Here is a 14819-nt window from a genome sequence, read left to right as displayed (position 1 = left end):
TCTATTCAATACCTCTTAATGTATTATCTACAGCTTCTTTCCAAATTTTTTTATAGTCTAGTTCCATACCAGTTAAGATGTAATTTGTGATGTTATCAAAAAGTAAAGCAAGTACTTGTGATTTAATTAAAATCGCCTCATCCTTAATAGCATTAATCTGGACTGCATGTTTGAGTGCATCATAAAAGGTATTGAAAAAATAGTGTTGAATACGAACAAGTTGATCTGCATAATAAGCGTCACGTGAAGCAAGCAAAATGTAATGATTAAACAATTGATTAAATGATCGCTCTTTTTCTTGCCGATCTATCGCCTTTTCTCCAATATCGTACATCAGCTCTTTAATATTTTGAGCAGTCATGTTTTCTACCTTGATTAACGTAACGGATTGAATATCTTTTACGAGTGTGTCAAACAACGTTTTAATTAGTTCATCCTTCGATTTAAAATAATAGTATATTGCTGGCTTCGAAATGCCTACCTCTGTGGCAATATTGGTCAAGCTCGTTTGATCAAAGCCTTTTTTTGAGAACATCTTAAAAGCAGTCTCCATAATATCTTGATACGTTTGTTCTTTATTACCCATAAAAAGCCCTCCTCTATTATTTACCTACCGGTAAGTAAATAATAGAGGAGGTATGCTTTTTTTGCAAGCGTTTTTTTAAATTTATTATTTTATTATCAGAAAAAAGAGAAAAACGGACTAAAATTGGGCTAATGGTGTTCCACTTAAACCAGATTTTCATAAAGATAGATGAAAAAGGTTTTTCAAGGAGATTGGTATGATGAAGTATAAATTCTCAAGATACAATTTTGGCAACCCTTGTTCGAACATTCAATATTTCATGCGAACAGCCACAAACGGCGGTGATGGTAACTTAATTGGTCCAACAGGACCTACTGGACCTACTGGACCATCAGGTGGAATAACCGGTATCACCGGACCAACTGGTCCAACAGGGCCTACTGGACCAGGAAGTGGTATCACCGGGCCAACTGGACCTACAGGAGCGACTGGATTAGACGGTGTTACTGGCGCAACAGGAGCGACTGGGTTAGCTGGCGTCACCGGGCCTACTGGAGCAACAGGATTAGACGGTGTCACTGGTGCTACAGGAGCAACAGGATTAGACGGTGTTACTGGCGCAACAGGAGCGACTGGATTAGCTGGCGTCACGGGGCCTACAGGGGCAACAGGATTAGACGGTGTTACTGGAGTTACTGGCGCAACGGGAGCGACTGGGTTAGACGGCGTCACGGGGCCTACAGGGGCAACAGGATTAGACGGTGTTACTGGTGTTACTGGCGCAACAGGATTAGACGGTGTTACTGGTCCTACAGGAGCGACTGGATTAGACGGTGTTACTGGTCCTACAGGAGCAACAGGGTTAGCTGGTGTTACTGGCGCAACGGGGGCGACTGGGTTAGACGGTGTCACTGGGCCAACAGGAGCAACTGGGTTAGCTGGTGTTACTGGCGCAACGGGGGCGACTGGGTTAGACGGTGTCACTGGGCCAACAGGAGCAACTGGGTTAACTGGAGTTACAGGCGTAACAGGACCAACGGGATTAACTGGCGTGACTGGAGTTACTGGCGCAACAGGAGCAACTGGGTTAACTGGCGTGACTGGACCTACAGGAGCAACAGGATTAGATGGTGTCACTGGTGCTACAGGGGCAACAGGAGTAACTGGGTTAACTGGCGTGACTGGACCTACAGGAGCGACAGGTTTAGATGGTGCAGGTGCAATCATTCCATTTGCATCTGGATTACCAACGGCATTAACAACAATCGCAGGTGGCTTAGTCGGTACAACGAGTTTAGTTGGATTTGGAAACTCTGTTACGGGGTTAAGTTTAATTGGGGGTAATACCATTGATTTAACTGGAGCTGCAGGCACATTATTAAACTTTGCATTTTTAGTACCACGAGACGGTGTGATTACCTCTTTATCAGCATTATTTAGTACTACTGCTGCTTTAACACTAATTGGCACAACCGTTACAATAACAGCGCAAGTCTTTCGTTCGGCTGGGCCGGCAGCAACAAATACCCTTACAGCAATACCGGGAGCCTCTGTTACTCTAGCGCCAGCGTTAACGGGTACGTTAGCGATTGGAGCGATTTCAACAGGGAATGCAACTGGTTTATCTATCCCAGTAACGACAGGAGACCGTTTATTAATCGTCTTTTCGGCTACTGCGGCCGGAGTTACGTTATTGAATACTGTAGCAGGGTATGCAAGTGCAGGCTTGTCTATAAATTAAATAAAAAAGAGAAAAGGAGAAATGTTTCTGAAACATTTCTCCTTTTCTTTTATGTTTCCATTGCATCTGCCTTTGTAGGCTGAACCGTTCCAAAGGGATGATGGGGAGGTGCATAGATTGAATACAATTTAAGTGGAACAGGACCTGTATTAATGACATTATGCCACGTGTTAGCAGGAACCATAATAGCACTATCAGCGGATACACCAGATTCAAAATGAAGGTGGTTTGGGTTACTCCCCATTTGAACAAGACCTTGACCTTGTTCAATTCGTAAAAATTGATCTGTATCTGGATGAATTTCGAGGCCGATATCATCACCTACATTTATACTCATTAATGTCACCTGTAAATGCTCTCCCGTCCAAAGAGCTGTTCGATAATACTGATTTTGCTTAGCGGCGTCTGATATATTTACTGTAAAAGGGGAGTTTCCGAAGTCTGTCCTTGTTTGATACGAATATGAAGGCATGCCCATCCTATAAGGTTGATGAAAATGAGGCAAGCGTGAAGATCTATGATGGTTATACATAATTTATCGTCTCCTTATTTTAATTTCTTTTATACTATGAAGTAGGCTAATGGAATGTTCAAATTAGCCTATAAATGGAAGTCTACAATCGGCAGTTTAAGACTTACTTGAATTTCAGTAGATGTTGTAGCAGTAATCCTTCATAATAAATAAATATCTTTAAATAAACATGAAATGAGAAAGGGAGGAAATTTAAAGTGGGATATGAGCAGGAGCTACGAAAAGCTGGACGAGCGTTTATGAAAGCGCAGGGAGTCGATCAGATTCTTCATGTTTTGACTAATGCAGTAGCAACGGTTATTCAAGATACAGATATGGTATTAATTTATACGTACGATAAAAAAAGTCATGTCTTACGTTTGAAGAGCAGTATAGGAAATCATTCACCACAGCTTTATCAAGTAGCCTTTTCTCCTGGAGAGTCGATAACTGGTTCAGTGTACAACGAACAAACACCGGTACTTTTCCTGAAACCAACAGAAGTAGAGCGAGCCATGTCAAACATCTCAGATGTTAATAGAAAATATTATCTTGAAGGCGTTGCTTATCAGACCGTTTACAGCTCTATGAGCATACCCATTGTTCTTCATGGAGAGTGTTTTGCCACATTAACAGTCAATCGTTGTCAATCGTTGTCTTCATTTACCTTACAAGATCTATACCTTGTATCCGAGTTGCTAGAGTATGCGCTTATTGCCTTAGAAAAAGAAGAAGAATTTGAACATCATAAACGTAAGCTTCATACGTACACGGTAAAACAAGAGGCAAAAAATTATTTTTATCAAGTTCTTCACGAAGGTGGGAATCTAGAGAAAATTGTACGGCGTTTATCTCGTTTACTACAAGATCGTTCCGTACTTTATAATGAAACTGCAATGGAGGGATATGTCTCATTTCCAATAAAAAGCTACCATTCTCATAGAGGCTGGCTATTAATGAAACAGCAGCCCACAGTTGAGGAGCTTTATTATATTGAAGAAGCTGCTAAAGCTATTGGAATCCTTATGACCTATGAGGATAAACATTTGACGACGAAACTAGCAAAAAATGAAGACCGGTTCAAACATTTTTTAGAGACGAATGATTATGCTGAAGATTTTTGGGGAATGACATCTGTTACTTTGGTAACGTGTGTCGTTTGGAAAAAGCAAGAACGAAATTTGTATTCCCAGCATCAAACTATTCAATCATCTGTATCGACTTTCTCTAAACAGTGGAAACTGATTTCGTATGACCAATGTTGGGTTCTCTTTTTAGAAAAAAAGCAAACGGTTCCAGATGCAATATTAGGTAAGCTGATAAAAGGTGACAGTGACAAATTAGGAATCAGTCGTGTTGCACCAATCATGCTTTATAAACAACTTTTTCAAGAAGCGATGAATGCGTGGAAATTAGCGGGAAAGGGAGAAATAAAGTGTTACCAGTTACTCGGTCTTAATAGACTTTTAACACAAATAGAAGGGACCCACAAACGATCGTTTGTCTGCGATCATCTTGGAACGTTACATGACTACCCTATATTAATGGAGACGTTGGAGATGTTTATTTATCACAATCGAAACCGAAAAGAGACAGCAGATGCTTTGTTCATTCATCCAAATACGTTATACCAACGATTTAAGAAAGTCGAAGATCTTACTTATAAATCCATTGACGTTGAAGAGGATTGGTTAGATCTAGTTGTTGCATTGAAATTATGTAAATTGCGAGAATAAACCGTTGTAGATGATAAATGATTATACTTGTTTCTGCAATGTGGACGTTCCTATAGATCCGTATCTTTTTTTGTGACGATCTCTATACATCTTATTTAATTTGAATATTACGATAAGTGTATGTTTAATTAGGAGGTTGTGAAACGAATATGGCAGATACATATCATAATTACATAGGAGGAAAATGGATTCCTTCAGAAAGTGAAAAAACCTTTGCTAGTATCAATCCTGGAAACACAGACGACATTCTTGGCTACTTTCCCGATTCTACTGTAAATGATACCCGCGTTGCTATTAAAGTAGCAGAAGAAACGTTCCCTTATTGGCGTTCGATTACACCAATACAGCGCGCTGATGTTCTCTATCGACTTATACGCTTACTAGAAGATGAGAAAAAAGACGTAGCCCTTTTAATTTCAAAAGAAGTAGGTAAGACGATACACGCAGGTGAAAAAGAAGTAGATGCTACAATTCAAGCTTTAAAACATTTTAGCGGTGCTGCGAATCGCCTAGCAGGAGAAACTCTTCCTTCTATTGATCCGGATTATTTCACCTATACTCTTAAAGAACCATTGGGTGCAGTAGGAGTCATTACGCCTTTCAATTTTCCATTAGGTATAGGTGTCTATAAAATTGCACCGGCTATGCTTGCAGGGAATACAGTGGTTTACAAGCCGCCAAATGATACGGCGCATATTGCCGCTAAGCTAGTTGAGCTATTTGAACGAGCAGGTATGCCAGCGGGAGTATTAAACGTAGTCTTTGGTGATGGGAATATTGTTGGTAAAGAAATGGGCGAAAACACTTCATTAAAAGCAATTTCGTTTACAGGCTCCACAGCAGTTGGATTAAAACTTGGACAAACTGTATCAGCACGTGGTGGGAAAATGCAAGCTGAACTTGGAGGGAAGAATGCAACGATCCTCCTAGAAGATGCCGATCTTGATGAAGCCATTAAAGGCATTATTAGTAGTGGTATGTATAACAACGGCCAAAGCTGTACAGGAACAAGCCGAGTAATCGTGCTAGAGGAGATTGCAGAAGTCGTGTTACAAAAGCTTAAAGCAGCCGCTCAAGCAGTGCGTGTTGGATATGGACAAGAGGAAGGAATTGATAATGGTGCCGTTGCCAATGAAAAACAACTGCAAACCTATTTGCACTATATTCAGAGTGCGAAAGAAGCAGGGGCGAGGATCGAATGTGGCGGTGAACGACTCACTGAAAATGGGCTTGATAAAGGATATTTTGTAGCGCCTACTGTTGTCAGTCACGTAACAAGTGATATGGCGATTGCTCAAGAAGAAATATTCGGCCCTGTAGTGGCTGTCATGATTGTTCAAACGTATGAAGAAGCCATTCAACTTGCGAATAATACATCATTTGGTTTATCTTCATCCATCTATACAAATGATTTAGCGAAAGCTCAAGCATTTATTAAACAAATTGAAGTTGGGGTTGTTCATGTAAACATACCATCAAATTATTATGAAAATCAACTTCCTTTTGGCGGAAAAAAACAGTCCAGTATTGGTTTACGTGAACAAGGTAGTACAGCTCTTGATTTTTGGTTAGACACAAAAGCAGTTTATATGAAACCTTAAGGGAGGAAGATCATGACAGCTATTGGAATGATTGGTTGTGGTGCGATGGGTGCTGGTATGGTGAAAAACTTGCTAGCAGCTAATTATACAGTTTATGTAAGTGACCCAATGTGTAAGACCCAAAAGGAGTTAGAATCGTTAGGCGCTCACTTTGTTTCGAGTACGAAGGCATTTGCAGCAGATGTTCGTGCGGTTTATCTTTCACTACCAACGCCAAAACTTCTTGTTGATAGTTTAAGTGGAAAAGACGGACTTTTTGCTCATCTTTCCTCAGACACTTTTGTATTTGATGTAGGGACGTCGGACACGGATACAGCGAAAAACCTACAGCAAGAAGCAAGTGCGTATGGCGTTCATTTTCTTGATTGTCCAGTTAGTGGTGGACCAGCTGGAGCTCAAGCTGGCACATTGACGGTGATGGTCGGTGGAAAGAAAGAAGCCTATGAAGCTGCTTTGCCCTATTTAAAAGTAATCGGTGAAGAGATTCGTTATATAGGTTCATCTGGAGCAGGTCAGACGGTTAAGCTTTGCAATAATATGATTGTTGCAGGCATGATTAGCTTGCTTAGTGAAACAATGGTTGTAGCAGAGGGGCAAGGGGTAGAAGCCTCAACATTATTTTCTGTATTAGAGGCAAGTTCAGGACATTCCCGTGCTATGGAAGTGTTTGGTGAGAACTTAAAGGACGAATCCTTTGATAACGTCTTATTCTCGTTGGCACACATGGCGAAAGATCTTGAACTTTACATGAAACTATCGAATCAATCGACTACCCCACAGCCTGTATCTTCAATTGTAAGTCAGCTTTATCGCCTGGCATTGCAACAAAAAAAAGCTTCATTGGATTCAACTGCTGTTTATTCACTTATTGCAAACGAAGTAAGGAGGTAGGTTGATTGGCCATGATGGACCTTATTAAAGATTGGCGACTTCACCTATTAGTGCTAGGAGTCGTCCTTATTGCAGAAACTATTGGTACCATTCGTATCGAGATCGGTCCTGGTGTTATTATGCTACTCCCTATGTTGTTTGCTATTGTAATAGGTTTACTTCTTTTCTTCACACCTCTAGTGAAAGAAGAACAATCCAAACATGCTGAACCAATTATTACGTTAAGTGTAACCCTGCTTATAGCAAAAATTGGTGTAACGATTGGACCTGGTCTAGCAGATTTAATTGCCGCAGGTCCAGCCCTATTGCTACAAGAGGTGGGAAATTTCGGTACCATTTTTTTAGCTCTGCCAATCGCAGTATTACTGTTTAATATGAAGCGGGAAGCCATTGGCATGACCCACTCTGTTGGTCGAGAGCCGAATCTTGGGTTAATCTATGACAAATACGGATTTGAATCACCTGAAGGAAAAGGAGTAACCACAGTCTATATCTTTGGGACAGTATTTGGTGCCATGTTTTATGGGTTAATTGCTGGTTTTCTAGCAAGCTTTACGCCTCTTCACCCACTAAGCCTCGCGATGGCAGCTGGCGTTGGAAGTGGAAGTATGATGGCAGCTGCTGTTGGATCGCTTGTTGGTCTTTACCCGGAACTAGAACCACAAATTGTTGCCTTTGCTGGAGCCAGTAATTTACTAACTTATTCTACAGGCTTATTTGTCAGTATGTTTATCGCATTACCAATGACCGAGAAACTTTATACAGTCTTCAGAAAATGGAAAGGCGGAGAGGGAAAAGAATGAAAAATCTGCATGAATACTTTCTTTTAATGTTTGTAGTTGGCTCGGTCGCTTACGTCGGTAATGTCGTCGGAGACGGAATGGTTTCGCTACAATCTATGGCAGGCATGCTTATTTTAATTGTTATTGCAGGGCTTGGGCAATTATTAAATAAGCTTATCCCGATTAACGTTCCCAGTGTGGTGTATGTCATTGCTATTGGAATCATTGCATCACTACCTCAAACGCCTTGGGGAGAAAGTGTTAGTGCCTTCACAAACGAAATTAATTTGCTTTCCATTGCTACACCGATTTTAGCCTATGCTGGAATTGCAATCGGTCGTTCATGGACAGACTTCGTTTCCATGGGGTGGAGAGCCATGATCGTTTCAACTTGTGTGTTATTTGGAACGTTGATTGGTTCTGCCGTGATCGCACAAATAGTACTAACCTTTCAAGGGATTATTTAGTAACTCTACATTGCCACAATAAAAAATGAACAAAGCTTGTGAACTTCATGTTGACAAGCTTTTTAGCTCTTCAATAAATCAGAATATTTATATTGACAGATAATTCATTGTGTATTATGGTTTTCATATAAAGAAAATATGTTTTCACTATTTGAAAAGAGTGTGGACGATGCAGTATCAAAATAAAAGTTTAGGTAAGGCATTTGATATTATTGAATCGCTATGTGAAGTGCCGCAAACAGCAACTGAATTAGCTAGAGGGCTAGGGCTTAACCAAACCACGTTACACAGGTTTTTAGTTACATTACTTGAAAGTGGTATAGTTGAAAAGTTGCCTACTAATAAGTATCGAATGTCTTATAAGTTTATTGATTTAGGAAAAATGGCCGAAAATCATTACGACCTTGTTGGTGATTCACGTCCTTTTTTGGAAGCGCTTGCGAAGGAATCAGGCGAGAGTGTGCTAATCTCGACTTTCCACAATTTTTCTGTATCCTACTTATCGAAAGTAGAAAGCTCGCAGACCGTTCGAATCGTATTAGGTCCTGGAGATCGAGTGCCTTCTTATACGGTTGCTTCAGGCAAACTATTTTTAGCACATTTAAATGAATCGCTTCTAGAAACGTATCTACGTACAGTGCAGCTTGAGAAAAAGACGAATAACACGATTACAGAAAAACAACCATTACTCGACGAGTTAGCGTTAATTAGGAAGCAAGGGTATGCCATTGATAATCAAGAATATTTGATTGGTTTAAAGGGGATGGCAGCACCGATTTATGATTCGTCAGGTACGGTGGTAGCTGCATTAAGTGTTGCAGGTGTAGAAATGCGGTTAGATCCCGAGAAGACCGAAGCAACCATTAATCAATTAGTCAATTATGCAAAAAAAATATCATACACACTTGGTTGGAGTGATTAGATGTCCAACCAATACGTGACAGTGGAGGATGACAAGCATGGCGGCATTGTTAGGAAAAGTTGCAATCATTACAGGTGCATCGAGAGGAATTGGAGCGGCTTCTGCCATCGCACTTGCAAAAGAAGGTGCACATGTTGTATTAGTGGATCTACTAAATTGTGAGGAGACAGCAGAAACAGTAAAGCAGCTTCAAGAAAGTAGCAAAAGTGAAGTGATGAGTGTAAGTCTTGATGTGAAAAATGGTGAAATGATTAAACAATTAATGAAAGACGTTTATGATCGGTTTGGATCAATTGATGTCGTTGTCAATAATGCAGGTACATGCTCAAGATTAGACCTTGAACAGATGACAGAGGAGATGTGGGATCGAGACATTAATACTAATTTACGTGGAACGTTCCTTATGTCAAAAGCAGCTATTTATCCTTATATGAAAAGGCAAGGCTACGGAAAAATTATTAATGTCAGTTCTATTTCAGGTATTATGGGTGGCCCTTTGTCCTATAATAATGGAAAAAAATCTGCCCGATCTGGTCCTGCTTATGCTGCTTCTAAAGGCGGAGTCATCGCGTTAACAAAATGGATTGCGAAAGAAGTCGGTGAACTTGGCATTACATGTAATAGTATTGCACCAGGACCAATCAAAACCGAAATTACCAAGGACCTTGATTATCCTTTAAGTAATCAAGTCATTAATCGTATGGGAAACCCAGAGGATATTGCCGGTGCCGTAGTATACTTTGCTTCTTCATATTCAGATTATGTCACAGGAGAAGTTCTAAAAGTTTGTGGAGGTTCTGCTATTGGCTAACAATAGGGGGAGGATACACGTATGAGTAGTCAAGTAACGATGAACAATCAAGTCGTATATGGATCATTAGATGTTGCAGAAGATTTAATGGACGGCATCCTTTCCATTTGTAAAGAAAAACACATTCATTCAGGAATGGTTACGTGTATTGGTTCCTTAGATACAACTGGATTTACTGTCTTTAAAGTAAATGAAAAAAATAAACCAGACGGTTATGCGGAACCTTTCATGATTGATGAGCCTGTCGAGTTAATCCAAGCGACTGGATTTATTTGTCAAGATGAGAGCGGCGAGCTTGATATGCATTTACACGGTATTGTCGAGCGGATGGATGGAAGTATTCATGCTGGTCATTTTTTAAGAGGCTACAATAAAGTTTGCATAACTGTTGAATTTACGATCATCTTCTCACATGATGTAACAGCCGTACGTAAATATAATGCTGCTTTAAATTATAAAACCATCTCATTTACTTCTAAATCTACATAAGGGAGGCGCTTTTTTGATAACGCTTTCACAAATAATAAAAAAAACATGTACCCAATATGCAGAAAAAATAGCTGTTGTTGATAAACGACGTGAATTAACGTATCAACAGCTAAAAGAAGAGGCATGTCAACTAGCTTCGGCTTTACTATCTAGAGGCTTCCAAAAGGGAGACCGAATTGGCATCTTGTCAGCAAATCGAGTCGAACATATTGTTATTGATCTTGCTGTAGCCATGACAGGATTGATTAAAGTACCCATTAATATAAAGCTTCACCCAAAAGAGATACAATTTATTTTAGAGAACGCCAAGGCGAATTTAGTTATCGGTGAAATCTCCTTATTAAAAACTATTAACTTCACAGGAGATCGGGTTACGTTCGAAAACGACTATAACTCCTTTTTGGCAAACACCGATTCTGAATACCCAGATTGTTCTGTCATAGATACAGATTCTTTTGCTATTATGTATACATCGGGAACGACAGGTAGACCTAAAGGAGCTGTATTATCTCATCGTGCTATTATCGCTTCTGCACAATCACTCATAATGGCATGCGAGCTGGGTTATGAGGATACCATTGGTCACGTTGCGCCATTAACTCACGGTAGTAATTTCTTAGCGCAATGTGCTCTTTTCTTTGGACTAAAGCAAGTCATTTTCGACAAATTCGATCCGAAATTCATTGCAGATCAGCTTGAAAAAGAGCGAGTAACAACCATATTTATGGTTCCGACTATCGTTAATTTAATGATTCAAGAGGAATCTTTTGAACCTAGAAAGCTACGTTTTCTAAAATCAATCAATATGGCAGGAGCACCAATCGCTTCTGAAAAATTACAAGTGGCTCTTGACAAACTGGGTCCAATATTCGCTGAGACTTACGGGTTGGTGGAAGCGCCGATGGCCATTACGATTATGCCAAAACACAAACTTCCTCATTACCTTTCATCGTGTGGTGCAGTTGGTCCAATGGTGGAAATGATTCTCCGTGATGAAGATGGAAATGAAGTTCATCAAGGTAAAGTTGGAGAAATTACATGTAAAGGACCTTTAGTAATGGATAAATACTGGGCAAATGAAGAGGCAACAAGCAATGCTATAAAAGATGGTTGGTTTTATACAGGGGATTTAGGTTGGATCGATCCTTTTGGGCATTTGCATTTAATTGATCGAAAAAACGATGTCATTATTAGCGGTGGTATGAACATTTACCCTAGAGAGGTGGAAGAAGCACTTAATCTTCATAAAGCAGTAAAAGAGGCTTGTGTCTTTGGTGTCGAGAATGAGAAGTGGGGTGAGTCCGTTTATGCTCATGTTGTTTTAAAAAACAACATGACTGTGGAAGAAAGTCAGCTCGTATCTCACTGTAAGGAGCATATGGCAAGTTATAAAAAACCGGCATATATAGAAATTGTTCCATCTTTACCAAAAAGCCCTTATGGAAAGATCTTAAGAAGAGAATTAAAAAAGTCCTATGAAGAGGGTGTGAAAGGATGACTCGTGTTGCTGTAACCGGTATAGGAATGACGCCGTTTGGGAAAAGCAATGACTCATTGAAAGCCTTGCTTTTAAAAGCATCTCGCCAAGCGATAATTGATGCGGGTAGGCCAAAGATTGACGCCATTATTGTTGGTAATTTTATGGGAGGACCTTTAGAACAGCAAGAAATTTTAGGAAGCATCCTTGTATCTGAATTAGGTTTCGGAAATATTCCTTCCATGAAAACAGAAGGAGCATGCGCTTCAGGTGGAATCGCGTTTCGTCAAGCCTATCAATTACTAAAAGCAGAAGAGTACAAAACGGTCCTTGTTGTTGGTGGAGAGAAAATGACTCATATTCATACGAATCATGTCATCACAGCGATTAATTATGCTATGGATAATAGCACAATGGAGTCAAAAACGGGATTAACGTTTCCGGGTTATTTCGGTGTCGTAGCCAATCGCTATATGTATCAATACGGAGCAACAAAAGCGCACTTAGCCATGGTTGCGCGCAAAAACAGACATTATGCACTGCATAATCCGCTTTCGCAATTTAATACGAAGATAACATTAGAAGAAATTATGAATGCTCGAATGATTACAGATCCTCTTGGTTTATTTGACTGCTCCCCAATAACAGATGGGGCTGCAGCTGTAGTCATTGAGGGTAATACGAAAAACGGAGTTGAGGTCATTGCTTCAGGTCAAGCATCAGGCACACCCATAATGCAAGAAGTGAACGACCTAACACGGATACCAGCTACGTATGAGGCAGCAACACAAGCATATGAACAAGCATCGATTGAACCGAAAGATGTAGATGTGGTTGAATTGCACGATTGCTTTTCAATGACTGAGATTATCGCAATCGAAGAACTTGGTTTTTTTGAGAAAGGTACAGGGTTTGAAGCAATTGAAAAGCAACTAACCGAACATGGAGGGAACATTCCTGTAAATACAAGCGGTGGCTTACTGTCTAAAGGTCATCCTATCGGAGCAACGGGTATTGCTCAAATTGTGCAAATTATAAGCCAATTAAGGGGGGAAGCTTGCAATCAAGTGGAACGAGCGCGGATTGGTTTAGCACAAAATTTAGGTGGTACAGGTGCTTATTCACTCGTTCATCTCTTTAAAAAGGAAGGTGCATAATGAACATTCCTCTCTACGCATGTCTTGATTGTCAGCATGTATGGCTAGAGCAAAAGCTCTATTGTTCAAACTGTTTAAGTGACAAGCACGTTGAAGAACAAATAGATGGAAAAGGAATTGTCTATTCTCATACAACGATTTACGCGGCTCCAGAGAAACTGAAAGCCCTTTCTCCCTATGTTATTGTGTTAATAGACATACGCAAAGGTGTGCGATTGTCAGCTAGATGCACCGACACTACGATTAAGATTGGGGACAATGTTCGTATAGTGGATATAACAGACGGATCTTATCTAACAAAAAAGGAGGACGTATCGTGGGAACACTAAAATCAACCCCGTTTATAGAAAAATTGGTGATGGAGCTAGGTAAGGAAAACGTCTATTTTAATGAAACACAGCGCTCACTTCATAGTAGTGACGAATCTTATCACCAGCCATCCTTGCCAGACGTTGTTGTCTATCCTCAGTCTAAAGAGGATGTTCGTTCCATCGTAAAACTAGCTGCACGTTTTAATGAAAAAATATATCCATATGGTTTGGGTACAAGTTTAGAAGGGCATGTCATTCCCTATGAAAAAGGAGTTGTGATTGATTTTAGCCAAATGAATGCGATTCTGTCCATTGATCCTGAAGATCTGTTAGTGACCGTACAGCCTGGTGTCACCCGTGATCAACTGAACCAGGAATTAAAGAAATACGGCTTGTTTTTCTCTGTGGATCCAGGCGCAAATGCAACTGTTGGGGGAATGACCTCAACAAATGCAAGTGGAACAAATTCGGTCAAATATGGTGTAATGAGAGATCAAGTGAGAGATCTTGAAGTCGTTTTGGCTGATGGAACGGTTATTCATACAGGAAACCGAGCCGTTAAATCATCGTCTGGCTATGATTTAACGAACTTATTTGTCGGAGCTGAGGGGACACTCGGTTGTTATACAGAAATGACGTTAAAGGTCTATGGCATCCCAGAGAAGATTGTCGCTGGTCGTGTACAGTTTCCATCACTTCACGACGCTGTTTCTTCAGTCACAGCTGTTTTACAAGCTGGAATCCCTATTGCCAGAATTGAACTAATTGACGAGATATCCATGATGAAAGTGAATCAGCATAATGAGACACAATTTCCTTTAAGCCCTACGTTATTTTTAGAATTCCATGGTAATCCACAATCGGTTCAGCATGATCTGGCGTTCTGCGAAAGCATCATGAATGACTACAATAGCACTGAATTTCATTATGCTAAAGACAATGCTGAACGAAGCGCATTATGGCATGCACGACACAATGTGGCATACGCCTTTTCACATAGTGAACCAAGAAAGAAATTAATGGTGACAGATGTCTGTGTCCCTCTTTCAAGCCTTGCTGAGGCCATTAAACATGCACAAATAACGGCTGTTGAACATCATATTGAAGCAGGCATTGTCGGCCATGTAGGCGATGGCAATTTCCATGCTTTACTTTTAGTCGACCCACAAGATTCAAATGAGCTAGACAATGTAGCTGCATATAACGAAAAAATCGTTCGTTTTGCCTTACATGTTAATGGAACATGCACAGGCGAACACGGAGTAGGTGTGGGAAAAGTGAAATATTTAGAAGAGGAGCATGGCGACGCATTAGATGTAATGAAGTCGATTAAGCGTGCTCTGGACCCAACTAATTTGTTTAATCCTAATAAGAATATTTTCATATAACTGTTTCGT

General features: G+C 40.2%; 15 protein-coding genes. 13 read left to right on the top strand and 2 right to left on the bottom strand.

Annotation, left to right across the window (positions count from 1 at the left end; all coding sequences use genetic code 11):
• Window position 1 precedes the first annotated feature (1 nt).
• A complete protein-coding gene (locus E2L03_RS00150; RefSeq protein ID WP_134258394.1) occupies window positions 2–586 on the bottom strand; it encodes a TetR/AcrR family transcriptional regulator in 585 nt (194 codons plus the stop codon).
• A gap of 199 nt (window positions 587–785) precedes the next feature.
• Between E2L03_RS00150 and E2L03_RS00145 the strand changes: the two genes are divergently transcribed.
• A complete protein-coding gene (locus E2L03_RS00145; RefSeq protein ID WP_367613678.1) occupies window positions 786–2267 on the top strand; it encodes an exosporium glycoprotein BclB-related protein in 1482 nt (493 codons plus the stop codon).
• A 49-nt stretch (window positions 2268–2316) separates the two neighbouring features.
• Here E2L03_RS00145 and E2L03_RS00140 read toward each other — a convergent pair whose 3' ends face one another.
• The gene (locus tag E2L03_RS00140; protein ID WP_241741995.1) at window positions 2317–2745 is read right to left on the bottom strand and encodes a cupin domain-containing protein; all 429 of its coding nucleotides are present in this window, start codon (window positions 2743–2745) and stop codon (window positions 2317–2319) included.
• A gap of 251 nt (window positions 2746–2996) precedes the next feature.
• Between E2L03_RS00140 and E2L03_RS00135 the strand changes: the two genes are divergently transcribed.
• The 12 genes from E2L03_RS00135 (at window position 2997) to E2L03_RS00080 (ending at window position 14810) form a co-directional block, all read left to right on the top strand.
• A complete protein-coding gene (locus E2L03_RS00135; RefSeq protein ID WP_134258392.1) occupies window positions 2997–4514 on the top strand; it encodes a helix-turn-helix domain-containing protein in 1518 nt (505 codons plus the stop codon).
• Window positions 4515–4663: 149 nt separating this feature from the next.
• Window positions 4664–6115, top strand: a complete 1452-nt coding sequence (locus E2L03_RS00130; RefSeq protein ID WP_134258391.1) for an aldehyde dehydrogenase family protein — start codon at window positions 4664–4666, stop codon at window positions 6113–6115.
• Between the two features lie 12 nt (window positions 6116–6127).
• On the top strand, window positions 6128–7006 hold the full coding sequence (locus tag E2L03_RS00125) for an NAD(P)-dependent oxidoreductase (RefSeq protein WP_134258390.1): 879 nt from the start codon (window positions 6128–6130) through the stop codon (window positions 7004–7006).
• A gap of 11 nt (window positions 7007–7017) precedes the next feature.
• On the top strand, window positions 7018–7809 hold the full coding sequence (locus E2L03_RS00120) for a DUF3100 domain-containing protein (protein ID WP_134258714.1): 792 nt from the start codon (window positions 7018–7020) through the stop codon (window positions 7807–7809).
• Window positions 7806–8255, top strand: a complete 450-nt coding sequence (locus E2L03_RS00115; RefSeq protein ID WP_134258389.1) for a hypothetical protein — start codon at window positions 7806–7808, stop codon at window positions 8253–8255. Before E2L03_RS00120 ends, E2L03_RS00115 begins: the two co-directional genes overlap by 4 nt.
• A 169-nt stretch (window positions 8256–8424) precedes the next feature.
• Window positions 8425–9177: an IclR family transcriptional regulator gene (locus E2L03_RS00110; protein WP_134258388.1), complete on the top strand. Its 753-nt coding sequence runs from the start codon at window positions 8425–8427 to the stop codon at window positions 9175–9177.
• Between the two features lie 37 nt (window positions 9178–9214).
• Window positions 9215–9988 (top strand): SDR family NAD(P)-dependent oxidoreductase, encoded by a 774-nt coding sequence (locus tag E2L03_RS00105; RefSeq protein WP_134258387.1) that lies wholly within the window; start codon window positions 9215–9217, stop codon window positions 9986–9988.
• Between the two features lie 21 nt (window positions 9989–10009).
• Window positions 10010–10477, top strand: coding sequence for a PPC domain-containing DNA-binding protein (locus E2L03_RS00100; RefSeq protein WP_124742088.1), 468 nt, complete (start codon window positions 10010–10012; stop codon window positions 10475–10477).
• A 13-nt stretch (window positions 10478–10490) separates the two neighbouring features.
• Window positions 10491–11975 (top strand): class I adenylate-forming enzyme family protein, encoded by a 1485-nt coding sequence (locus tag E2L03_RS00095; protein ID WP_124742087.1) that lies wholly within the window; start codon window positions 10491–10493, stop codon window positions 11973–11975.
• A complete protein-coding gene (locus E2L03_RS00090) occupies window positions 11972–13111 on the top strand; it encodes a thiolase C-terminal domain-containing protein (protein ID WP_134258386.1) in 1140 nt (379 codons plus the stop codon). Before E2L03_RS00095 ends, E2L03_RS00090 begins: the two co-directional genes overlap by 4 nt.
• Window positions 13111–13440 carry a Zn-ribbon domain-containing OB-fold protein gene (locus tag E2L03_RS00085; RefSeq protein ID WP_038479921.1) on the top strand — a complete coding sequence of 110 codons (330 nt, stop codon included), beginning with the start codon at window positions 13111–13113 and terminating at the stop codon, window positions 13438–13440. Before E2L03_RS00090 ends, E2L03_RS00085 begins: the two co-directional genes overlap by 1 nt.
• 29 nt (window positions 13441–13469) lie before the next feature.
• Entirely contained in the window at window positions 13470–14810 is a 1341-nt protein-coding gene (locus E2L03_RS00080) for an FAD-binding oxidoreductase (protein WP_078440310.1), read from the top strand.
• The last annotated feature ends 9 nt before the right edge of the window (window positions 14811–14819 follow it).

The organism is Shouchella oshimensis, assembly GCF_004375095.1.
In the GTDB taxonomy this organism is placed as follows: domain Bacteria; phylum Bacillota; class Bacilli; order Bacillales; family Bacillaceae_D; genus Shouchella; species Shouchella oshimensis.
The sequence above is the reverse complement of the archived record's forward strand: the minus strand, read 5'-3'. Positions and strand labels throughout refer to the sequence as shown.

What these genes read in the sequence shown, in the direction of transcription:
- E2L03_RS00150 (WP_134258394.1), bottom strand. Translation starts at nt 586, where the DNA reads ATGGGTAATAAAGAACAAACGTATCAAGATATTATGGAGACTGCTTTT.
- E2L03_RS00130 (WP_134258391.1), top strand. Translation starts at nt 4,664, where the DNA reads ATGGCAGATACATATCATAATTACATAGGAGGAAAATGGATTCCTTCA.
- E2L03_RS00090 (WP_134258386.1), top strand. Translation starts at nt 11,972, where the DNA reads ATGACTCGTGTTGCTGTAACCGGTATAGGAATGACGCCGTTTGGGAAA.
- E2L03_RS00125 (WP_134258390.1), top strand. Translation starts at nt 6,128, where the DNA reads ATGACAGCTATTGGAATGATTGGTTGTGGTGCGATGGGTGCTGGTATG.
- E2L03_RS00080 (WP_078440310.1), top strand. Translation starts at nt 13,470, where the DNA reads ATGGAGCTAGGTAAGGAAAACGTCTATTTTAATGAAACACAGCGCTCA.
- E2L03_RS00120 (WP_134258714.1), top strand. Translation starts at nt 7,018, where the DNA reads ATGATGGACCTTATTAAAGATTGGCGACTTCACCTATTAGTGCTAGGA.
- E2L03_RS00145 (WP_367613678.1), top strand. Translation starts at nt 786, where the DNA reads ATGAAGTATAAATTCTCAAGATACAATTTTGGCAACCCTTGTTCGAAC.
- E2L03_RS00110 (WP_134258388.1), top strand. Translation starts at nt 8,425, where the DNA reads ATGCAGTATCAAAATAAAAGTTTAGGTAAGGCATTTGATATTATTGAA.
- E2L03_RS00085 (WP_038479921.1), top strand. Translation starts at nt 13,111, where the DNA reads ATGAACATTCCTCTCTACGCATGTCTTGATTGTCAGCATGTATGGCTA.
- E2L03_RS00140 (WP_241741995.1), bottom strand. Translation starts at nt 2,745, where the DNA reads ATGGGCATGCCTTCATATTCGTATCAAACAAGGACAGACTTCGGAAAC.
- E2L03_RS00115 (WP_134258389.1), top strand. Translation starts at nt 7,806, where the DNA reads ATGAAAAATCTGCATGAATACTTTCTTTTAATGTTTGTAGTTGGCTCG.
- E2L03_RS00100 (WP_124742088.1), top strand. Translation starts at nt 10,010, where the DNA reads ATGAGTAGTCAAGTAACGATGAACAATCAAGTCGTATATGGATCATTA.
- E2L03_RS00105 (WP_134258387.1), top strand. Translation starts at nt 9,215, where the DNA reads ATGGCGGCATTGTTAGGAAAAGTTGCAATCATTACAGGTGCATCGAGA.